This window comes from Nocardia sp. NBC_01730, from assembly GCF_035920445.1.
In the GTDB taxonomy this organism is placed as follows: Bacteria; Actinomycetota; Actinomycetes; order Mycobacteriales; family Mycobacteriaceae; genus Nocardia.
Map to the genome: position 1 here is coordinate 8,478,213 of NZ_CP109162.1, position 20,268 is coordinate 8,498,480.

General features: G+C 68.9%; 17 protein-coding genes and 1 pseudogene. 14 read left to right on the top strand and 4 right to left on the bottom strand.

All coding sequences use genetic code 11. The annotated features are described in order from the left end of the window. Positions 1-12: 12 nt before the first annotated feature. Positions 13-384: a cupin domain-containing protein gene (locus OHB12_RS35020; RefSeq protein WP_327114627.1), complete on the bottom strand. Its 372-nt coding sequence runs from the start codon at positions 382-384 to the stop codon at positions 13-15. A gap of 61 nt (positions 385-445) precedes the next feature. Here OHB12_RS35020 and OHB12_RS35025 point away from each other — a divergent pair, with 61 nt between their 5' ends. The 3 genes from OHB12_RS35025 (at position 446) to bioD (ending at position 2,923) form a co-directional block, all read left to right on the top strand. Then, positions 446-928, top strand: a complete 483-nt coding sequence (locus OHB12_RS35025; protein ID WP_327114629.1) for a MarR family winged helix-turn-helix transcriptional regulator — start codon at positions 446-448, stop codon at positions 926-928. A gap of 51 nt (positions 929-979) precedes the next feature. Further along, positions 980-2,134, top strand: coding sequence for an 8-amino-7-oxononanoate synthase (locus OHB12_RS35030; protein ID WP_327114631.1), 1,155 nt, complete (start codon positions 980-982; stop codon positions 2,132-2,134). 114 nt (positions 2,135-2,248) lie between these two features. Next, complete coding sequence (gene bioD / locus OHB12_RS35035) at positions 2,249-2,923, top strand: dethiobiotin synthase (RefSeq protein WP_327114633.1); 675 nt, start codon at positions 2,249-2,251, stop codon at positions 2,921-2,923. A gap of 907 nt (positions 2,924-3,830) precedes the next feature. Here bioD and OHB12_RS35040 read toward each other — a convergent pair. Beyond that, complete coding sequence (locus tag OHB12_RS35040; RefSeq protein WP_327114635.1) at positions 3,831-5,063, bottom strand: MFS transporter; 1,233 nt, start codon at positions 5,061-5,063, stop codon at positions 3,831-3,833. Positions 5,064-5,494: 431 nt separating this feature from the next. Further along, positions 5,495-6,424, bottom strand: a complete 930-nt coding sequence (gene bla, locus OHB12_RS35045) for a class A beta-lactamase (RefSeq protein ID WP_327114637.1) — start codon at positions 6,422-6,424, stop codon at positions 5,495-5,497. 169 nt (positions 6,425-6,593) lie between these two features. Here bla and OHB12_RS35050 point away from each other — a divergent pair, with 169 nt between their 5' ends. The 5 genes from OHB12_RS35050 (at position 6,594) to OHB12_RS35070 (ending at position 11,852) form a co-directional block, all read left to right on the top strand. Further along, a complete protein-coding gene (locus OHB12_RS35050) occupies positions 6,594-7,757 on the top strand; it encodes an alpha/beta hydrolase (protein WP_327114639.1) in 1,164 nt (387 codons plus the stop codon). A gap of 66 nt (positions 7,758-7,823) precedes the next feature. Further along, positions 7,824-8,915: an ABC transporter substrate-binding protein gene (locus OHB12_RS35055; RefSeq protein ID WP_327114641.1), complete on the top strand. Its 1,092-nt coding sequence runs from the start codon at positions 7,824-7,826 to the stop codon at positions 8,913-8,915. Further along, complete coding sequence (locus OHB12_RS35060) at positions 8,915-9,778, top strand: ABC transporter permease (RefSeq protein ID WP_327114643.1); 864 nt, start codon at positions 8,915-8,917, stop codon at positions 9,776-9,778. The genes OHB12_RS35055 and OHB12_RS35060 overlap by 1 nt, the downstream gene beginning before the upstream one ends. Next, positions 9,754-10,506, top strand: coding sequence for an ABC transporter ATP-binding protein (locus OHB12_RS35065; RefSeq protein ID WP_327114645.1), 753 nt, complete (start codon positions 9,754-9,756; stop codon positions 10,504-10,506). Before OHB12_RS35060 ends, OHB12_RS35065 begins: the two co-directional genes overlap by 25 nt. After that, the gene (locus OHB12_RS35070; RefSeq protein ID WP_327114647.1) at positions 10,503-11,852 is read left to right on the top strand and encodes an LLM class flavin-dependent oxidoreductase; all 1,350 of its coding nucleotides are present in this window, start codon (positions 10,503-10,505) and stop codon (positions 11,850-11,852) included. The genes OHB12_RS35065 and OHB12_RS35070 overlap by 4 nt, the downstream gene beginning before the upstream one ends. Positions 11,853-11,983: 131 nt before the next feature. Here the strand turns inward: OHB12_RS35070 and OHB12_RS35075 are convergent, their stop codons facing one another. Then, positions 11,984-12,568 (bottom strand): TetR/AcrR family transcriptional regulator C-terminal domain-containing protein, encoded by a 585-nt coding sequence (locus OHB12_RS35075; protein WP_327121757.1) that lies wholly within the window; start codon positions 12,566-12,568, stop codon positions 11,984-11,986. A 104-nt stretch (positions 12,569-12,672) separates the two neighbouring features. Between OHB12_RS35075 and bioB the strand changes: the two genes are divergently transcribed. The 6 genes and pseudogenes from bioB to OHB12_RS35105 form a co-directional block, all read left to right on the top strand. After that, the gene (bioB, locus tag OHB12_RS35080; protein ID WP_327114648.1) at positions 12,673-13,686 is read left to right on the top strand and encodes a biotin synthase BioB; all 1,014 of its coding nucleotides are present in this window, start codon (positions 12,673-12,675) and stop codon (positions 13,684-13,686) included. A gap of 50 nt (positions 13,687-13,736) precedes the next feature. After that, positions 13,737-13,946: a biotin synthase auxiliary protein BsaP gene (bsaP, locus tag OHB12_RS35085; protein ID WP_442800166.1), complete on the top strand. Its 210-nt coding sequence runs from the start codon at positions 13,737-13,739 to the stop codon at positions 13,944-13,946. Continuing rightward, on the top strand, positions 13,946-14,608 hold the full coding sequence (locus tag OHB12_RS35090; protein WP_327114650.1) for a DUF2567 domain-containing protein: 663 nt from the start codon (positions 13,946-13,948) through the stop codon (positions 14,606-14,608). The genes bsaP and OHB12_RS35090 overlap by 1 nt, the downstream gene beginning before the upstream one ends. A gap of 92 nt (positions 14,609-14,700) precedes the next feature. Beyond that, positions 14,701-15,234 (top strand): DUF1353 domain-containing protein, encoded by a 534-nt coding sequence (locus OHB12_RS35095; protein WP_327114652.1) that lies wholly within the window; start codon positions 14,701-14,703, stop codon positions 15,232-15,234. Positions 15,235-15,546: 312 nt separating this feature from the next. Then, positions 15,547-15,975, top strand: a complete 429-nt coding sequence (locus OHB12_RS35100; protein ID WP_327114653.1) for a hypothetical protein — start codon at positions 15,547-15,549, stop codon at positions 15,973-15,975. A gap of 134 nt (positions 15,976-16,109) precedes the next feature. After that, positions 16,110-20,258 (top strand): annotated as a pseudogene (locus tag OHB12_RS35105) (HAD-IC family P-type ATPase); the annotation flags it as partial. Positions 20,259-20,268 lie beyond the last annotated feature (10 nt).

Sequence of the window (20,268 nt, forward strand, 5' to 3'; positions counted from 1 at the left end):
GGCCTGCGGTCGCTACGCGATCCAGGGCGGCACGACCGTGCTGTCGCTGTCCGGCGTGCCTGCCCGCGCGCCCGCCGGCGCGGCGACGATGGCCGCGAAGCCCTCGTCGGTGCGCACCTGCCGCAGCGCGTTCGCCGGCAGGATCACGGTATCGCCATCGGCGGCCGTGATTTCCGAGCCGTCGAGAGCGATGTCGATCCGGCCCGCGACGACCGTCCAGACCTGTTCGGTATCGATGAAGTGCCGCGGTCCGGTGGTGCCCGCGGGCACATCGACTCGCCAGAGCGCGAGCGAGGCGCCCCCCTGCGTGGGGGAGGCGAGCGTGGTCATGACCCCGCCGGGGGTCTCGGTGCGGCGGGTGTCGGCACGGGGGATGACAGTCATCGGGGTAGCACCTCTAAGATAGACAATTAAGTTGTCCATATAGTCAACGAGGTTGTCCACTATGTCAAGTGATGCCGGCGGCTACGAGCTGCCATTGCGGATGCTGCTCGGCTTCCGTGCGGTGATCGACGAGGTGCATGCGGACCTGGCGGGGCACGGCCACCCCGAGTTGCGGCCCATGCACGGCTTCCTCTTTCAGGCCGTCGGCCGTGCAAGCGGGCCCAACGGGTGCACGGCCGCCGACCTCGGGCGCGCGCTCGGCATCTCGAAACAGGCCGCGGGCAAGCACATCGAGGTGCTGGAACGGCTGGGATATCTGCGTCGGGGCAACGATCCCACCGACGCCCGGCGGAAAGCCTACCTACTGACCGATCGCGCCCTCGACGCGCTGACTCGATCGGCACGCGTCTTCGACCGGATCCACGACCGCTGGGCCGACCTGCTCGGCGCGGACCAGCTCGCTGCCATGGAGCGGGATCTGCGCACGCTGACCCCCGGTGAGGTATTCCGGCTCGATACGCCGAACTGGTTCAACGGTCAGTGACTCGGCCCGCGACTGTCCACCCTGAACGGTGTTCAAGTATGCTGCGGAGCTGTGACTACCGATCCGTTGAGCTGGTTGGACGAACGCGCCGCCGCGCGGGTGAGCGCGGGACTGCGTCGTGAGCTACGCCCCCGTGCCCCGCGGGCGCCGTCGATCGACCTCGCTTCCAACGACTACCTCGGTCTGGTGCGCCATCCCGAGGTGATCGAGGGCGCGATCGGGGCGGTGCGCCGCTGGGGCGCGGGGTCCACGGGGTCTCGCCTGGTCACCGGCACCACCGCCGAGCACGAGCTGCTAGAGGCCGAACTGGCCGAATTCGTCGGCGCCGAAGCGGGACTCGTGTTCGCCTCCGGGTATGCGGCAAACCTCGGCGCGGTCACCGCGCTGACCGGACGTGGCTCGCTCGTTGTCTCCGACGTGGGTAGTCACGCGTCGCTCGTCGACGCGTGCAGGCTCTCGCGGGCCCGGGTGGAGGTCGCGCCGCACTGCGACGTCACGGCGGTGGACCGGCTGCTCTCGGCCCGCACGGAGGAGCGCGCGCTCGTGCTCACCGACTCGGTGTTCAGCGCCGACGGCGATCTCGCGCCGCTGGCCGAGCTGCATCGGGTGACCAGGGCGAACGGCGCGGTGCTCCTCGTGGACGAGGCGCACGGCCTCGGTGTGCGCGGCACGGGCGGGCGTGGGCTCGTGCACGAAGTCGGCTTGGCCGGTGCGCCGGATCTGGTGATCACCGCGACGCTGTCGAAATCCCTTGCCGCGCAAGGCGGCGTGGTGCTGGCCGGCGCACGGGTGCGTGCCCACCTGATCGACACCGCGCGCACGTTCATCTTCGACACCGGCCTCGCGCCCGCCGCCGTCGGCGCGGCGCGGGCCGCGCTGCGCCTGCTGGGCAATGAACCCGAACTCGCCGGCCGGGTACTCGAGCGCGCCGCCGACATCGCCCGGATCGCCGGTGTGCCCGCCCCGGATTCGGCGGTGGTGTCGGTCGTGCTCGGCGCCGCCGAGGTCGCCTTCGACGCCGCGCAGGCGTGCCGGGCGCGGGGGCTCGACGTGGGCTGTTTCCGTCCTCCGTCGGTCCCGGAGGGCACCTCCCGGTTACGGCTGACGGCGCGTGCCGACCTCACCGCGGCCGAACTCGACATCATCGCGACGGTGCTCGGCGACGTGTTGGCCGAGGTACGTGATCTGGATGCGGTGCCAGCATGAGTGAGCGCAGCGAGCGACTACAGGCGCGGCGATCGGCGCCCCGACGTCCCGCGGGACGAGCCGGGTTGTCGCCTTGTTGCGCAGTGGGATTCGCCGGTCGCGAGTGATGTTCGCATGAGTGTCCTGCTGATCACCGGAACGTCCACAGACGTCGGTAAAACCGTCGTCACCGCCGCGATCGCCGCCGCCGCGCTGGCGGGCGGTCGCTCGGTCGCGGTGTGCAAACCGGGCCAAACCGGCGTCGCCCCTGGTGAACCCGGCGATCTCGCCGAGATAGAGCGTCTCAGCGGTGTCATGCGGACGGTCGAACTCGCCCGTTACCCCGACCCGCTGGCGCCCGACACCGCCGCCCGGAGGGCCGGTTTGCCGGAACTCACCCTCGCCGAGACCGCCGCCGCCGTCGACTCCCTCGCCGCCGCCGCCGACCTCGTCCTGGTCGAAGGCGCGGGCGGATTGCTGGTCCGCCTAGGCGATTTCACCCTCGTCGACCTCGCGCAGAAACTCGGCGCACCCGTCCTGGTGGTCACCGCGGCCGGACTCGGCACGCTCAACCACACCGAATTGACCACTCGTGCCCTGTATTCGGCGGGCGTGCGCTGCGCGGGCCTGGTGATCGGCGCCTGGCCGACCGAGCCGGACCTTGCGGCCGAGTGCAACCGGACAGACCTGCCACGGGTGACCGGCGTCGATCTGGTCGGCGCGGTGCCCGCGGGCGCGGGCCGCTGGGACCGCGAGCGGTTCATGACCGCCGCGGCCAGTTGGTTCGAGCCCGCCTGGTCGCCCTTGTGAAATCCGCTTGTCATGAGCACGCCGAGCAGGCCAAGACCTTCGGCGCAGGCATTCGCGGCGAACATTTGCCAGGTCTCTTCATGGAATTTCGACCATGCGTGCCGAAGTGTCGGTTTGGCGGCAATGAGGTTGGCGCACAAGGTAAAGAAGGCGCCGAATGCCTTCCCGATCTCGACGGCTTCGTCTGGTCGATGGCATGCCGGTGGATCCCTCGAGCATCGCGGACCGATTCGGGATCGTAAAGCCGACGACGGGACGGGGTCTTGCCCTGTCTGCGGGACTTACCGGAAATGTCTGCTCTGTACCCAAATGTGGGAAGGAGCCCAGATTGCCTGGGGCACAATAGGTGACACGTTGGTCCGAGCGGAACGTGGAGACTTCGATGAGCCAGTTCGTTACGGCAGTGCACCTTACCTCGGGCAAAACAGTGCTGGGTGTGATCGCGGTCGGCTCGGCATCGTGCTGGCGAGTATCGATAGCAACCAAACATCACGCGGGACATCGTCGGTGTCCGCGGTACTGACCGAAATTTCATTGCGGCGGCATTTCGCATGACGCCGGTCCCCTGTGTACTCAGGCGGGAAATTCCGCCCGGGTTCTGAGACTGCCTGGGATACGACTGGTCTCAGGCTGATCAAAGAGGAAGGAACCTCCGATGATTGAGATTGCCCCGCCCCCCAGCGCGATGACACCTCCACCCGACGCGATCGTCCCCCCGCCGATTGCCCCGCCGCCGGTGACGCCGCCGCCATTTGCGCCGCCGCCCATCGGGTGAGGTAGCCGAGACTGTTCGGCCGGCTTCGGCATTCGCTGTCGAAGCCGGCCGATCCTCGAATGGCGGCCGCTGACGTCGCCAACGGAACCGACTTTCCGGCCCGGTGTCCACCTCGGCGCGGGCCCGGCACCGTCAGCGCGCACGACCGACTGCCATTTCGGGCGATGGGGTAGGGGTGACAGTACTCCCGCGCACCGCAAGGACGAGCATCGCGGCAAGCATCGCCCACCGGGTGGCAACGATCCCGAGGGTGGAAACCAGGTAGCCCGCGCCGAGCGCGCCGAGTGCCACGGCGCCCTCGGAGACCAGCGATATCGTCCCGAGCGCGCGTCCGAGGACCTGCTCCGGGATGACGCTCACCCGGTAGACGGTCAGTGCGATATAGCTGGCGACGGTGACGCCGCCGATGCCGCCCCAACTCATGGCAAGCAGAATAGGGTTGGCGCTCAACGCAATCGGCACGAGAAGCGCGGTCCACATCCATAGGGCTCCTCGATAGGCACGTTCCGCGGAGAAGCGGGCGGTGATCCATGTCCCCATGACTGCGCCGAGCATTCCGCCTACCCCGGACATGCCGAGCACGACACCGGCGACCCAGGCCGGCCGGCCGTTGGTTTTCAGCTCTACCAGGATCAACAGCAGCACGACCTGGATGACGACGTTCGAGGCCCCGATCAGCAACGTCGAGGTTCGAAGCAGCGGATCGGCCCACACGATGCGCATACCCGCCGCGATATCCCGCCCGTTCGTACGGCCGGTGGACTCCGCGGATTCCCTCGACGCAGCGGACTTCGATCGGATCCGGGACAGCGCGGCCAAACAGTACAGGTAGGACGCGGCGTTGGCGATGAACGGCAGCCAGCGGGTGACACCGTACATTGCGGCCCCGGTCGCTCGCCCGACCAGATTGGCGATCGATTGCTGAGCCTCGAGGAACGAGAATGCGGCCGGGCGCTGTTCGACTGAAACCAGATCGCGCACCATGCCCAGCTCGCTCAGGCTGACGAAGACATACGCGCTGCCCTCGACGAATGCCGTACCGGCGAGGATCAGGCCGAGACCAGGAGGCCGGGCCGAGGCCGCCGCGGCGGCTAGGCACGTTCCGGCCAACCCGAGGACTTGGCACAGCTGAAGAATTCGTAGCCTATCGGCCCGGTCGGCGACCATGCCTGCCGGAATCTGGAAGATCAGGCCCGGAATACTCAGCGCGAATCCGGCCCACCCAGCCGCCACCGGCGAACCGGTCACTGCGAGCACAAGCATCGGGTAGGCGATTCGGACGCCGTGAAACCCCGTCAGCGACAGGGCGTTTCCGGACCACAGCAGCATGAAGTTCCGGTCCGTGTAGAGGCGCGACCTACTCATCGTCGCCCGAGGTGCTCCACAACCACTGCGGCAGCTCGGTGAACTCCGCATCGTCGATACCTGAGCGGACGGCCCGATCTCCGTCCGATTACTGGGGAGTCGACAGCGTCTCGGCAGTGGCGTTTCGGGCGCATCCAATGCCTCTCTTCGATCCCTCGTCGCCGGTCGTGACACCGCCGGTTTCGCAGCACCGAGCTGGCACCTGACAATTCCCGCCGTCAGCATGAGGGATGATCTTCACGGCAGGGAGGGGTGAATTCGAGTACGAATCATATTGCGGCACAGCGAAAATAGATTCCCATTGGTGGGAGTGCGGTGGTAGCGGCCAACTTCCGTTCGAACGCGAGCGGGTAGCAGGTGGGATGAGGTGCCAGAGTAGTGGCGGGACTGCGCCGCCAGTGCGCAGCGCATCGGGCAGAAATCAACCCTGCTCAGGTGAGAGTGGCTACGACATATCTGGCGGCCTCGGCGATGAGGGCCTGATTGTATTCGGCGTCTTTGGTGGCTTTGCTGGACATGATCGCGATGACGAGTGGCGCGGAATTCGGGGGCCAGACGATAGCTATGTCGTTGAGTGTGCCGTAGTCGCCGGTCCCGGTCTTGTCGGCCACGGTCCATCCCTGCGGTACGGCAGCCCGGATGCGTTGCGCGCCGGCGCTGGTGGCGTTGTGTTCCAGCAGGTCACGGAGAAAAGCGCGCTTGTCGGTTGGCAAGGCATCCCCCGCCACAATTTTGTGGTAAATGGCGCCGAATGCCCGGGGTGAAGTTGTGTCGCGGGGGTCTCCCGGGGTGGCTTCCGTGATCGCCGGCTCGATCCGGTCCATCCGGGTGACCGTGTCGCCGAGGCTACGGGCATACTCCGTCAGCTGGGGCGGCCCGCCGAGATCGCGCAGCAGGAGATTGCCGGCCGTGCCGTCGCTGTAACGGATTGCGGCATCACACAGCTGACGAATTGTCATCCCCGTGGCCACATGGTGCTCGGTGATGGAGGCGTTCTTCATGAGATCGCCTTCGGTGTACGTGATGACCGTATCCAAATGCGACAGGGGGTTACGATGCAAGACCGCCGCTGCCGCAAGGCCCTTGAACGTCGAACAGAACGCGAATCGTTCGTCCGCCCGGTGGGCAATGGTGGTGCCGGTGCCCGTGGCGAGGGCATACACCCCTAGGCGTGCGTCGAAATTTCGTTCCAACTCGATCAGGCGATCGTGGCGATCATTCGCCGCGGCAGCGGAGGGAGCGGAAACGGGCGTGTTGCCCTTCGTGCATGCGGCCAACGGCAAAAGTGCTGCCGCCCTTAGAAGAGCGCGGCGAGTGATGGTCGGTATCGGCGCGATCTCGGCGGATACAACAATGCCCATGTCGGGGGAGGTTACCAAGTAGAGCTCGGCCGAGATCAACGGTCCGTGCGACGTACCGGTCAGCGGATCGCGTCGTAGCGGGGCGGACGCCGGAGACAGGCAGTCTGATTCCAGTGTGGCGGTGGCCACATGATGGCAGCCGTCCGCACCCGTGCCTAGAGTGGGAGAGATGTCGCCGTTGGACGATCGGCACCCGTCCACCGTCTCCGACTGGGACGACGCGCGACGCCGAGCTCGGCTGCGGGACAAGCACCTGGGGCACGAGTGGAAGACGTTGCGCCGCACCAGGGTGATGCTGCTGCGGGTCGCCGCACTGCTACTGGCCGGACTTGTGGTGTTCGCGCAGTACTGGAAGTACGACGTCGCGCCGGAACAGGCGCGGCTGGCACGCACCGACCCGGCTATCCTTCCTGTCGCACCGCCCGTCGACCCGAAAGACTGGGACACCGTGGTGGTGGACATGGTCGGCCTCGGCGGCCTGGACGCCGGCGACACCGCCGCTGCGCTGCCCTCGCTGCGCACGATGGGCATGGTGTGGGCGATCCGTTACGACAATCAAGGTATCGACACCAAGGTGATCGCCGACCTGATCGTCCGCGCCGCCGAGCAGTCCGGGCTGAAGAACGTCGTGCTGGTCGGGCACAGCATGGGCGGCGTGATCGCATTGGAGGTCGCCAAACACATCCACCTGGACAGTGACCGCAGGCTGGTCGGGGTGATCCTGGACTGCACGCCGATGGATCTGAACGCCGTCCGTCCGGAGAGCCGTGGCCGCGGCGAGGACATGCTGCGCTGGATGGGCTGGCTGCCAGGGGCGCGCGAGAGCCGCACCCTGCGCCTGGCCGTGGAGACCTATGCCCGCCGGGATCGGTTCCTCGACCGCGGCGGCGGGCTGCCCGGCATCCGGTTCGACAAGCTGCGCGGGGTTCTGGGGGAGGTGGTCCGGGAGAAGATTCTCTCGCGCGACGCCGCGAGTAACGGTCTGATCGAATCCCAGTTCACCGCCATCGTGGCGGGCGGTGCGCTCGACGACCTGCGCGCCCTCGCCCGGCCCGCGGACGACAAGCCGCGTCCTGCCATTGTTTTCATCCGGCCACGCGACCCGAGCCGGGATCGCGTCGTCGACGTCGAATACTCGCACCAGGTGCTGATCGAGCGGTCCGGCGGCGTGGACGGGACGCTGCTCGTGGTGCTCGCCCGAAACACCGGGCACGCCAACCCGATGCAGCGTCCGCGCGAGTACAACACGGTGATCGAGCAGCAGATCCTGCCGTTCATCCAGCGCTATCAGCAGCAGATACGTGCCACGGTGTCGGCGTCGGCGCCGCGCTGAAGCGAGTTCGAACCAGGCTGAGACAAACCGTGTTCGTGCCCGTTTCGGGTTGTTTCAATACCCACCATGTACCGACCAAGCACGTTCCGGTCCGGCCTCCGCGGCCGCGCGACCGCCGCATTGCTCGCCGTGGCAGCCGTTGCGACCCTCGGACTCACCGGCTGCTCGAACGACGACAAGCCGGTCGGTCCCACCGCCGACGGCCCCTTACCAACCGAGGTTCCGGCCGGAACCATCCTAGTAGTAGCCGACCAGTCCGAACGCCTGCAGTCCGTGCTGCGCCTCTCCGGTGAGCTCGACAAACTTCCGTTCAAGGTGGAGTTCGCCAACTTCGTCGGCGGTCCAGCCATCCTCGAGGCGTTCCGCGCGGGCGCTGCCGACGTCGCGCAGGTCGGCGACGTCCCGCCGATCCACGCGCTGGTGGCCGGGCAGGACGTTCCGATCGTCGCGGCCTACCAGACCAGCACCACCTCGCTGAAACTCGCCGTGGCCCCTGGCAAGCCGGTGACCACGCTGGCGGATCTGAAGGGCAAGAAGATCGCCTACGCCGAGGGCACGGCCCAGCAGGCCGCGGTGCTGCGCGCGATCGACAAGGTCGGACTGAAAACCTCCGATGTGCAACTGGTACGGCTGCAACTGGCCGAGTTCCTGGACGCGGTGCGCACCGGCCAGGTCGACGTCGCCCCGCTGATCGAACCGAACGTCACCCGTTTCCTGCGCACGCCGGGCACCACGCTGCTCCAGGACTCCGAGACCGCGGGCATCTATGGCGGTCTCGCCTATCTGTACGCTCGCCGCGCTGTTGTGCAGAACCCGGCGAAGGCGGCCGCGACCCGTGCCCTGGTCGCCGCGTTCGTGCGGGCCTACCAGTGGGCCAACACCCACCCGGAGGAGTGGGCGCGCCGGTACTACGTGGAGAACCAGAAGGTCAGCGCGGACGACGCCAAGCGCATCGTCGACTCGCTCGGCAGCTATATTTTCCCGCATCTGGACCAGCAGCTCGTCGACCGTCAGCAGTCCACCATCGACGCCATCGCCAAGGCGGGCGAGCTGCCCAAGAAGGTGCAGGCCGCCAACGGCTTCGACCTGCGCTTCGACGCCCCGATCACCGAGGCGGCCAGTGCGAGCGGCGCCGCGTTCGAGACGAAGGCACGGTGATGGCCACCCTGGACGTCGGCGTTCTCCACCGCATCGGTCTCGGCCGCGCCGCGTCGGAACCGGTGCTGGCCGAACGCAAGCTCGCCCGGCCACGCCTCGGCCCCGGCCGCCCGATCCCGTTCGGCGCCGCGCTCGGGCCGACCCTGCTGATCGCCGCCTGGGTGGCGGGATCCGCCTCGGGCGCACTGGATCCAGAGACTCTGCCCGCGCCGTGGACGGTCGCGGAGACCGCAGGGGATCTGCTTGCCGACGGCAGACTGCAATCCAATCTGCTCACCTCGGTGCAGCGGGCCGGGCTCGGACTCGGCGTCGGGGTCGCCATCGGCCTGGTGCTCGCGCTGCTGGCCGGGCTGAGCCGGATCGGTGAAGCACTGGTGGACGGGCCGATCCAGATCAAGCGCGCGATTCCGACGCTCGCGCTGATCCCGCTGTTCATCGTCTGGTTCGGCATAGGCGAAGAGATGAAGCTGCTGGTCATCACCACCAGTGTCGCGATCCCGATCTATCTCAACACGCACGCGCACTTGCGCAGCGTCGATGCGAGGTATGTGGAACTCGCCCAGACAGTGGGCCTGTCGCGCTGGGGGTTCGTTCGCCGGATCGCGCTGCCCGGATCGCTGCCCGGGTTCTTCACCGGGCTGCGGCTCGCGGTCACGATCTCGTGGCTGGCGCTGGTCGTCGTGGAACAGGTCAACGCGACCAGCGGGATCGGCTACCTGATGACCCAGGCTCGCACCTACGGACAGATCGACGTCATCGTGGTCGGCCTGGTGATCTACGGCTTGCTCGGCCTGTTCGGCGATCTCCTCGTGCGCGCGGTGGAAAGGAAGGCGCTGTCATGGCGACAGACACTGGCGGACTGACCGTTGTCCGCGCCCGCGAGCTGCGGCGTGGCTTCGGCGACCGGGTCGTGCTGCGCGACCTCGACCTCGACATCGCCCGCGGCGAGTTCGTCGCGCTGCTCGGGCGCAGCGGCTCCGGCAAGAGCACGCTGCTGCGTGCTCTTGCCGAACTGGACTACGACGTGCCGGGATCCGGTGAGATGAGCGTGCCCACCGAGCGCTCGGTGGTTTTCCAGGACTCCCGGTTGCTGCCGTGGGTGCGGGTGCTCGACAACGTGACGCTCGGGCTCGGCGGGCCGGGTGCAGCCGAGCGTGGCCGCGCCGCCCTGGCCGAGGTCTGCCTGGCGGGCAGGGAAAAGGCCTGGCCCAAGGAGCTTTCCGGCGGTGAGCAACAACGCGTCGCGCTGGCCCGTTCGCTGGTGCGCGAGCCGGAGCTGCTGCTGGCGGACGAACCCTTCGGCGCGTTGGACGCGTTGACCAGGATCAGGATGCACGCGCTGCTGCAGGACCTGTGCGCCAAGCATCGGCCCGCCGTCCTGCTGGTCACCCACGACGTGGATGAGGCGGTGCTGCTCGCCGACCGCGTCCTTGTGCTCGACGACGGGCGTATCGCGGTGGACCAGCGCATCGACCTGGAACGTCCACGCCACCATGGTGACCCAGCGTTCCTGCGGCACCGGTCCCTGCTGCTGGCCAGCCTCGGTGTCGCGGAGACACCGGCCGACGATGGAGAGAAGAAAGCCTCATGACCGCACCGCGTCAGCTCAGTCTCAACGCGTTCATCTACCCGTCCGGCCACCACGAAGCCGCGTGGCGGCATCCGTCGAGCCGACCCGAGCGCATCTACGACGTCGCCTACTACCAAGAGATCGGCCGCACCGCGGAAGCGGCTAAGTTCGACGCGGTGTTCTTCGCCGACGGGCCCGCGCTGCGCACCAACGTGAAGCACAACGCCGCCTCCGGGCTGGAGCCGATCACCCTGCTCACCGCGATCGCCACGGCGACAACCCATCTCGGTCTCATCGCCACTGCGTCCACGACGTATTACGAGCCCTACAACCTGGCCAGGCTGTTCTCCACGCTGGACCACCTCTCCGGTGGCCGGGCGGGCTGGAACATCGTCACCACCGGGACCGATCTCGCCGCGGCCAACTTCGGCCTCGACAAGCACCCGGACCATGCCGAACGCTATGCGCGGGCACGGGAATTCGTCGATGCCGTGGTCGCGTTGTGGGACAGCTGGGAAGACGACGCCATCGTTCTGGACCAGGGCGCCGGGGTATACGCCGACACCGACAAGATCCACCCGATCGACTTCGCGGGCGAGTACCTCCGGGTGCGTGGGCCGTTCAACGCGCCGCGCACGCCGCAGGGGTACCCGGTGCTGGTGCAGGCGGGCGCGTCGAACGACGGACGCGCGTTCGCCGGCAAGTACGCCGAGGCGATCTTCACCGCCCACCAGCGCCTGAGCGACGCGCAGGCGTTCTATGCCGACATCAAGGCGCGGGCACAGGGTTTCGGCCGCGATGCCGAGCACGTCAAGATCCTGCCCGGCATCAGCCCGTTCATCGCCGACACCGAGGCGGCGGCCAAGCGGCTGGAGCGGGAGTTCAACGAGCTCACCGTGCCGGAGTACGGGCTTTCCCAGTTGGAGGGGATCGTCGGGATCAGTCTGCGGCATCTGCCGCTGGACGAGCCGATCCCGGTCGAATTGTTCGACTCGGCAGGTGATGTCACCGACAACGGGCAGAGCAGGTTGCAGGTGGTGGCCGGCATCGTGCAGCGGGAGCGGCCGACGGTCCGCGGGCTGCTGCATCGTCTCGCGGGTGCGCGCGGGCACCGGGTGTTCGCCGGAACCCCCGAGCAGGTCGCCGACACCATCGAGGAGTGGTTCCGCAACGGTGCCGCCGACGGATTCAATGTGATGCCGCCGTACTACCCGGGCGGACTCGAGGTCTTCGCCGAAACGGTCGTGCCGATCCTGCAGGAACGCGGACTGTTCCGCACCGAGTACACCGGCACCACCCTGCGCGACCACTTCGGCCTGCCGCGCCCGGAGAGCCGGTTCGCCCGTCAGCACGCGCTGACCAGGTGAGCAGCGCTCGCGAAACTGACTGTCCCGCTGCGCAACTGGTCGGAATCCTGGAACAGCCGCCCGGCGCCGTACTCCCGCGATCGCGGATCGGCCGCCGCCCGAGACCTGACGGATGGCACGCGCAGGGTGGGTCAGCGGACGCGGGTGCCGAGCAGGTGGCGCACGCCCGCGATGAAGAGCTGCAGGCCGAAGTCGAAACGCGCGGTGGCGTCGGGGGTTTCGTCCAGTGGCGAGGCGTCGTCGGGGAGCGCGCCGACGGAGTCCATCTGCATCCTGGACTGTTCGTCCACGGTCTGGCCGAGCACGTAGTACAGCAGCGTGAACGCCGCGAGCTCGGCCTCGGCCTGCGGCATACCCGCGCGAATCGCTGTGCTCACCAGCCGTTCCCGACCCTTGCTCGTGGTGAGTCGGGAAGCGTATGTCGCCGAGACCAATTCGGCGCCGTCCCGGTAGGCCAGAAGGCAGTCGCGCAGGCGGTGCGCCAATTCGGTGATCTGCTCCGACCAGTCCTCGGCCACGATCGGGTCTTCCATCGGTGCGAGGATCTTGTCGGCGACCGCGCCGAGCAACGCCTGTTTGTTCGGGAAGTGCCAGTACAGTGCGCCGGGTTGCACCTGGAGAGAACCCGCCAGCCTGCGCATGGTGAGGTCGGCGAGACCATATCGGTCCAGAATCGCGATGGCGCCGTCGATCACGTCCGCCCGGTGCAACTGCACTGGCATTCCTTCCCCGTGGTGTTTTGACTCACTGTTACCGCTACCCTAGCCTGAACACCGTTCAAGTTGCACGGCCACCTCGGCCGGACGAAGGGATTCGTGCAGTGACCCAGGCACCCGTTGACACCGATGTTCTGTCGATCGCCCGCGAGCAAGTGCTCGAGCGCGGCGAAAGACTGACCCAGGAGCAGACCCTCGAGGTGCTCCGGCTCGGCGACGACCGGCTGGACGAGCTGCTAGCCCTCGCCCACGAGGTGCGGATGAAGTGGTGCGGCCCCGAGGTCGAGGTCGAGGGCATCATCAGCCTCAAGACCGGCGGCTGCCCCGAGGACTGCCACTTCTGCTCGCAGTCCGGCCTGTTCCAGTCGCCGGTCCGCGCCGCGTGGCTGGACATTCCCAGCCTGGTCGAGGCCGCTAAGCAGACCGCGAAGACCGGGGCCACCGAGTTCTGCATCGTCGCCGCCGTCCGCGGCCCGGACGAGCGACTGATGGCCCAGGTCGCCGCCGGTGTGGAGGCGATACGCAACGAGGTCGACATCCAGGTCGCGTGCTCGTTGGGCATGCTCACCCAGGACCAGGTCGACCAGCTCGCCGCCATCGGCGTGCACCGCTACAATCACAACCTGGAGACCTCCCGCTCCTACTTCCCGAACGTGGTCACCACACACACCTGGGAGGAGCGCTGGGAGACATTGAGCATGGTCCGCGCGGCGGGCATGGAGGTGTGCTGCGGCGGCATCCTCGGCATGGGTGAAACCCTGGAACAGCGCGCCGAATTCGCCGCGAACCTGGCCCAGCTGGAGCCCGACGAGGTTCCGCTGAACTTCCTCAACCCGCGGCCGGGCACCCCGTTCGGCGACCTCGAGGTGCTGCCCGCCTCCGACGCGCTGCGCGCGGTCGCCGCGTTCCGCCTCGCGCTGCCGCGCACCATGCTGCGCTTCGCGGGCGGCCGGGAGATCACCCTCGGCGACCTCGGCGCCAAGCAAGGCATCCTCGGCGGCATCAACGCCGTCATCGTCGGCAACTATCTGACCACCCTCGGCCGCCCCGCCGAACAGGACCTCGATCTGCTCGGCGAGCTGAAGATGCCGATCAAGGCGCTCAACGAAACCCTCTGACCCGGCTCGGTGCGACGAAAGAGGCTCCGACCGTGAGTACTGTCATGGGCATGGACGAGCGATACAACCCGTTCACCGGCAAGCGGATCGTGCCGGGGCTCGACGACGCGATTTCGACGGCCGCCGCGCTGGGCTTGGAGCCGCCGCGGTTCTGCGAACAGTGCGGCCGCCGCATGATCGTGCAGGTGAGCCCGGACGGCTGGTGGGCGAAGTGCGCACGGCACGGGGTGCTCGACTCGGCCGAACTGGAGCGTCGCTGATGGTGGCGGTGGTGGCGCCGACTCGCTCCGGGGTGCGGCGCGAGATGCGTGCCGCGGCGGTGATCGCCGTCGCAGTGGTGGTGGCGAGCGCGGTCGGCGGCGTCGGGTGGGGCTGGCTGGCCCCGACCGAGCGGCTGCTCGTGGTCGAACCCGGCCGCGGCTCCGTGCTGACCGGCGAGAGCGCGCACCAGTTCGACGCGATGGCGCTGTTCCTCCTCGCCGGGGCGGTGCTCGGTCTGCTCTCGGCGATCGCCGCATGGCGGTGGCGGTCCGCGCGCGGACCGCTGCTGCAGATCGGCCTGCTGATCGGTTCCGGTGTGGGCGCGGTGGTGATGGCGCGGCTCGGCGAACGGGTCGCCGAGTGGCTGCATCCGCGCCCGCACAACCCGCCGGTCGGGCAGATCGTCGCGCTGCCGATCGAGCTGGGCAGCACGCTGGCACTGATCGTGCAACCGTTGGTGGCGTCGTTGGTCATGCTGTTCCTCGCCGCGCTGAGCAGTTCGGCGGATCTCGGCACCGGAACCCGTGCCGATCGGGCCGACGGCGGATCCTTCGGCACCGCAGGCGCGTTCACGCCTTATGGTGATGCCGCGCGCGGCGGCGAGTTGCCCTATCGTGGCTACGAACCGGCCGCCGATGCGCTGCCCGAGTTCCGCCGCTGACGCATTGTCCGAACCGTTGCCGCAGTGGCGTCCTATGGGTATCGAAACCACCCTAAAGTGGGAATCATGCTGTGGGCGGGAAGGAACAGGACGTGACCTTCGTCGGGAGCGGGCCGGTTGTCGAGGAAATCGATGCCAAATTCTGGCGGGTAACCGAGCCGCTCGTATATAGCGGCGACACCGAGGAATTCGTGATCCCCGCCGGGTTCCGCACCGACTTCGCCTCGGTGCCGCGCCCGCTGGTCTGGCTGATTCCGCGCTACGGCCGGTACACCCGCGCCGCCATTCTGCACGATTATCTGCTCAGTTCACACGTCGTGAGCGTCGCGGACGCCGACGGCCTCTTCCGCCGCTGCCTGCGCGAACTAGGGGTGTCGGTGCCGCGACGCTGGATGATGTGGGCGGCTGTGCGTGCGGCCAGCCGGTTGCGCGGCGCGAGCATCCGGGACATTGTTTCGTTCCTGCTCACCGCCGTGCCCTCGGTGATCTTCCTCGCCATCCCCGTTGTCGTCGTGACGGTGTTCCTCGTGCTGTTCTGGGTGGTCGAGCTGGCGTTCTGGGCAGGGGGCCGGTGGGGTCAGCGCACCGAGGCTCCGCCACCCGAGCCGCAGATGAAAGCGGCCTGACCTGCCCTGTGCGCGGTCACGGCGTGCTGGTGCCGGAACGGGGCTGCCTGCGCCTGAATGATTGCTAAAAGATTGCCATATGGGTCGAAGTCGTCGGGTAGCGGATCGCAAACCAATCTATCCTGGCGGCAGTTCGGGTCGTGGCTGTATAGCGACATGCCTGGGTTTTTGTGGTTATGCCTAGTAGTGCCCGCAAAATAGATCAGCAAGCTGGCGGGTACTTCTTTGGCGCTCCGAACGACATGGGTCTATCCCGGGGGTAAACTTCGGTTTGCTGATTGGTGTCCGAGCGGTGACCACGACGGAGTGACAATGAACATTTCCGAAGGTGCGGCGGATGTGATTACCTGGACGGCCGACGCGACGACGGCCGCGGCGGGGGCCGTTGGCGGTGCCGCGGTGAACGGCGTGATCGGTGGCATGCAAGGTGCCGTGGCCGGCGTGAAGAGCGGGTTGAGCAGAGGCAGCCACTCGACACCGGCGGCCGCGCTGACATTGGCGGCGGTCGGCGCCGCGGGTCTGGTGGACTGGCCTGTGCTGCTGGGCGTCGGAGGCGCCGCCCTGGTGGTCCGGCAACTCAGTCAGCGGTCGGGCAGGCACTCGGCGCCCGACGCTGCCGGTGGTCCCGGACAACTCGAGTCGCACTCGGAAGGCGATCGAGCGCCCCGCCGAAGCGACGAAGGCGTGACCCCCGCGCGTAAGACCGCGGCACGGTCACGGCGCTCCCCGAGTAAGCGTTAGCCGTCGACGTGGACCTGAGCCGACTGATACGGACCTCCGTGTCGATACCCCGGCGCGCCATCGACACGGGCGTGCGGTCGGCTGCGGTCGTCACCGCCGCTGGCGTGGACCTCGCAACCTTGCCGGTGCGCACGATGCCCGCCTGCCGCGTGGTCGAGGCGATCACCGAGGCCACGACGGAACTGCTCGGCGGTAAGCCGGCCCGGCGCCGTTGGCGCGGCGACGACCGCTGCTGGGTCGAAGTGCGCGGCCTCTCCGAGCGCGAGCCGGACCACGATGTCGGTCCCGCGGTACTCGCTGCCCTCCGCGCGCATCGTGGTGTGATCTCGGCGACCCTCAACTATCCGCTGTCGCGCGTGATCGCCCAGGTGGACGACACGACCACCGTCGACGAGCTGTGCGGCGTGGTAACCGCTGCCGAAAATCGGCACCCCGATTCCGGCCATCGTCCGGTCGACCTGCCCGCCGACGGCATCGTGCTGGCAGGCAGCATGGTCTCGGCGGCGATGAACGCCGCCGGGCTGGGTATCGCGTTGGCCGGCCGGGTGGTCGGTGTGCGGCGGCTGCCGGCGGGACTCAACGCTGTTGTCGCGCTCGTCGATTGCCAGCCGCGGCTGCGTCGCGCCGTCGAACAGCGCCTCGGCATCAACGCCGCTGATACCGCGATCGCGCTTGCCACGGCCGCCGCTAACACCGTCACCCAATTACCGGCGTCACTGGGCGTGGACTTGCACATCCACCTCGCGAAGGCCGCCGAGATCCGCGCCGCGGCCGCCCTCTGGCAACGCCGCGAGCCCGGGCTTGCCGCACACGCGACGTGTAACGACGGTGTCCGGCCCGGTGACCGACCGAGGCCGCTGCCGCCGGGACCGGTTGAGCGCCACGGGAACCGCAGCGGACTGGCGCAGGCGGCTGCCGCACCGGCGATCGGCATTCTCGCCGCCGGCCTCGACGCCGCCGCCACCGCCGTCATGGTTGCCGCGCCTAAAGCGGCCCGCATCAGCCGGGAGTCGTTCGCCGCGACACTCGCCCGCGGTCTGGCCGACCGCCACGGCGTGCTGCCCTTGCGGCCCCAGGTGTTCCGGCGCCTCGACCGGGTCGACGCCGTGGTGCTCGACCCTCGGGCATTGTGCTGCGACGAACTGCGGGTTGCGCGCATCCGCGACGTGCCCGAGCACGAGCGGGCGGTGGTATGGCAGTGGGCACAGGACCAATTGGACCGCGGCGCATTGCGACCCGGGTGGCAGCCGGTGGCGCGGTCGCTGTCCGGCAATGGCAGGGGCAGCGCGGTGTTGGTGCGGTTCGCGCACCATCGACTGGCGTCGGCGGTGCTCGGCGAAGTGCGCCGCGGCGGCGCCGAGGTGGTGTCGGTCGACGTCGATACGCTCGACGAGCTTCGCTCGTCGTTCGACGACCTCGATCCGGTGAACGGGTCCCTCGACGAAGCGCTCGCCCGCACGGTGCACCGGTTGCAGCGGGATGGCCGCACGGTGGCGGTGGTGTCGAGTTCCGCGGCACAGGCACTGGCCGATGCCGACGTCGCGATCGGTATCGCCGCGGACGGGCCGCCGCCGTGGCACGCCGACGTGCTCGTCGACGACCTGGACAGCGTGTGGCGAATCGTGCACGCGTTGCCCGCGGCCCGTCGCGCCAGTGAGCGCGGCGTCGAAATCGCCACCGGTGCTTCCCTTCTGGGTGCGTTACTGATGGTTCCCGGGGTGCGGGGCCACGGCTCGGCTCCGGTCACCGCCGGGGCCGCCGCCGGCGCATGGACGGGATACCGGATCGCCGGCGGAGCGCTCGGGGCGTCACCGCCGCCGGCCGCGAGCGTGCACGAGTGGCACGCCATGTCTGTCGAACAGGTGTCTCGCGTGCTGCAGCCGCCGCAATCCGCCCAAGCGCCCAAGCGCTCGCGGCTGGTAACCGCTGCCCACCCCGCGCGCTCGGTCGTCGATCCGGTGCGCCGGGTGGTATGGGATCTCGTCGGCGCGATGCGCGACGAGTTGTCCGATCCGTTGATCCCGGTGTTGGCGGTGGGATCGGCGGCCAGCGCGGTGCTGGGCTCGCCCGTCGACGCGATCCTGGTCGGGTCGGTGCTCGCCGGGAACGCGGCCCTGGCGGCGACCCAGCGGATCCGGTCCGAACGGCTGCTGCGGCGACTGCTGGCCGCGCAGGCCCCACCGGCCCGCAAGCTGGTCGGCGATCGCTACGTGACGGTCGATGCCGCCGACTTGCGCCCCGGAGACGTCATCGAGGTGCGGCCCGGTGAAGTGGTGCCCGCCGACGCGCGGCTCACCCACGTGCTCGACGTGGAAGTCGACGAGTCGTCATTGACCGGTGAATCGCTGCCGGTGCCCAAGCAGGTCGACGCCACACCTGCCGCGCCCGTCGCCGAGCGGGCTTGCTTGTTGTTCGCCACCACGACACTGGTCGCGGGCACCGCGGTCGCGATCGTCATCGGCGTCGGCGAGCAGACCCAGGCGCGCCGTGCCGCCGCGACCCCACACGCGGACGGCTCAGCCGTCGGCCTGCAAACCCAGCTCAAAGATCTGACGAACAAGGCGTGGCCGTTCAGCCTTGTCGGTGGGGGATTGGTCACCGCGCTCGGGCTGCTGCGGCTCACCGGTCTGCGGCAGGCCGTCAGCAGCGGTGTGGCCGTCAGCGTGGCCGCCGTTCCGGAGGGGCTGCCCCTGGTCGCGACGCTGGCTCAGCAGGCGTCGGCGCGGCGACTGACCCGCGCGGGCGCGCTGGTGCGTAGTCCGCGCTCGGTCGAGGCGCTCGGCCGTGTCGACGTGGTGTGCTTCGACAAGACCGGGACGCTCAGCGAGAACCGGCTGCGGGTGACCATGGTGCATGCCGCGACCGGATTGTCCGACGATGATGTGCTCGTCCACGCCGTCCGGGCCACACCCCTCGCCAACGGTGAGTCGCACGAACACGCAACCGACCGCGCGGTCGCCGAAGCCGGGCGACACCTGGACCGCGGCGAGTCGGCGGCGCATTTGCCGTTCCGGTCGGGTCGCCCGTTCTCGGCATCCGTGTGCGGTGAACAGTTGTCGATCAAGGGCGCGCCGGAGGTGGTGCTCGCGGCGTGCGCGGACGCCGACGAGGCGGTATGGCGGCAGGTGCGCAAGATGGCCGCCGACGGGCTGCGGGTGATTGCCGTTGCCACACGGCAGCTTTCGGCGTCACGTGCCCGATCGGTACGTGACGACGCCGACGCCTTCGCCGAATTGTGCAGCGACGGACTGCGGTTCACTGGTTTGCTGGGCCTGTCGGATACGCCGCGCGCGGACGCGACCGAGGTGCTGGCCGAGCTGGCCGACCGCGGCATCGGGGTGCGGCTTGTCACCGGTGACCACCCCGTGACGGCCACCGCGATCGCCGCCGCGGTGGGCATGCCCGTCGACGACGATCAGGTGATCAGCGGGCCCGAATGGGAGGCGCTGTCCCGGCGCGAGCAGGAGCAGGCCGTGCAGAGCCTGCGGGTGTTCGCCCGGATGTCACCCGAGCACAAGGTGCAGGTAGTCGAGACAATCCAGCGGCTGGGTCACGTGTGCGCCATGGTCGGCGACGGCTCCAACGACGCGGCGGCCATCCGCACCGCAACCGTCGGCATCGGCGTGGCCGCGCGCGGCAGCGACCCGGCCCGCATCGCGGCGGACGTCATGCTGCTCGACGGGCGGATCCGTTCGCTGCTGGACGCCCTCGACGAAGGCAGGCAACTGTGGCGGCGGGTGCAGGCGGCCGTGGCCGTGCTGCTCGGCGGCAACGCGGGCGAGGTGGTTTTTGCGATCGCCGGCACCGCGCTCACCGGCCGATCGCCGCTGAACACCCGCCAATTGCTGCTGGTCAACATCCTCACCGATGCGCTGCCTGCCGCGGCCCTTGCGGTCAGCCCGCCGAGGGCCGATCTGCGTTATACCGGCCGGGGGCCTGACCGAGCCGCGTTGTGGCGGACGGTGGCGGTGCGCGGTGCGACGACCGCCTCCGCCGCGACGGCGGCGTGGGTGTTGGCGAGGTTGACGGGCCGTCGGCGGCGCGCGTCGACGGTGGCGCTGGTGGCGTTGGTCGCAACGCAGTTGGGACAGACGCTCATCGACTCGCACAGCCCGCTGGTGGTCGGCACCGCGGCAGGCTCACTGTTGGTGCTCGGCGCGCTGATCAGCACGCCGGGAGTGAGCCAACTGGTCGGCAGCACGCCGCTCGGTCCGGTCGGCTGGTGGCAGGCGTTGTCGACGGCCGCCGTCGCGACCGCCGTCGCCGCCGTCGCTCCGCGTCTGTTCGCCGCGG

Excerpts from the sequence above, each read along its gene's own strand:
- OHB12_RS35100 (WP_327114653.1), top strand. The coding sequence starts at position 15,547 with ATGAACATTTCCGAAGGTGCGGCGGATGTGATTACCTGGACGGCCGAC.
- OHB12_RS35060 (WP_327114643.1), top strand. The coding sequence starts at position 8,915 with ATGGCCACCCTGGACGTCGGCGTTCTCCACCGCATCGGTCTCGGCCGC.
- bsaP (WP_442800166.1), top strand. The coding sequence starts at position 13,737 with ATGGACGAGCGATACAACCCGTTCACCGGCAAGCGGATCGTGCCGGGG.
- bioD (WP_327114633.1), top strand. The coding sequence starts at position 2,249 with ATGAGTGTCCTGCTGATCACCGGAACGTCCACAGACGTCGGTAAAACC.
- bla (WP_327114637.1), bottom strand. The coding sequence starts at position 6,424 with ATGGGCATTGTTGTATCCGCCGAGATCGCGCCGATACCGACCATCACT.
- OHB12_RS35070 (WP_327114647.1), top strand. The coding sequence starts at position 10,503 with ATGACCGCACCGCGTCAGCTCAGTCTCAACGCGTTCATCTACCCGTCC.
- OHB12_RS35050 (WP_327114639.1), top strand. The coding sequence starts at position 6,594 with ATGTCGCCGTTGGACGATCGGCACCCGTCCACCGTCTCCGACTGGGAC.
- OHB12_RS35040 (WP_327114635.1), bottom strand. The coding sequence starts at position 5,063 with ATGAGTAGGTCGCGCCTCTACACGGACCGGAACTTCATGCTGCTGTGG.
- OHB12_RS35090 (WP_327114650.1), top strand. The coding sequence starts at position 13,946 with ATGGTGGCGGTGGTGGCGCCGACTCGCTCCGGGGTGCGGCGCGAGATG.
- OHB12_RS35020 (WP_327114627.1), bottom strand. The coding sequence starts at position 384 with ATGACTGTCATCCCCCGTGCCGACACCCGCCGCACCGAGACCCCCGGC.
- OHB12_RS35055 (WP_327114641.1), top strand. The coding sequence starts at position 7,824 with ATGTACCGACCAAGCACGTTCCGGTCCGGCCTCCGCGGCCGCGCGACC.
- OHB12_RS35025 (WP_327114629.1), top strand. The coding sequence starts at position 446 with ATGTCAAGTGATGCCGGCGGCTACGAGCTGCCATTGCGGATGCTGCTC.
- OHB12_RS35065 (WP_327114645.1), top strand. The coding sequence starts at position 9,754 with ATGGCGACAGACACTGGCGGACTGACCGTTGTCCGCGCCCGCGAGCTG.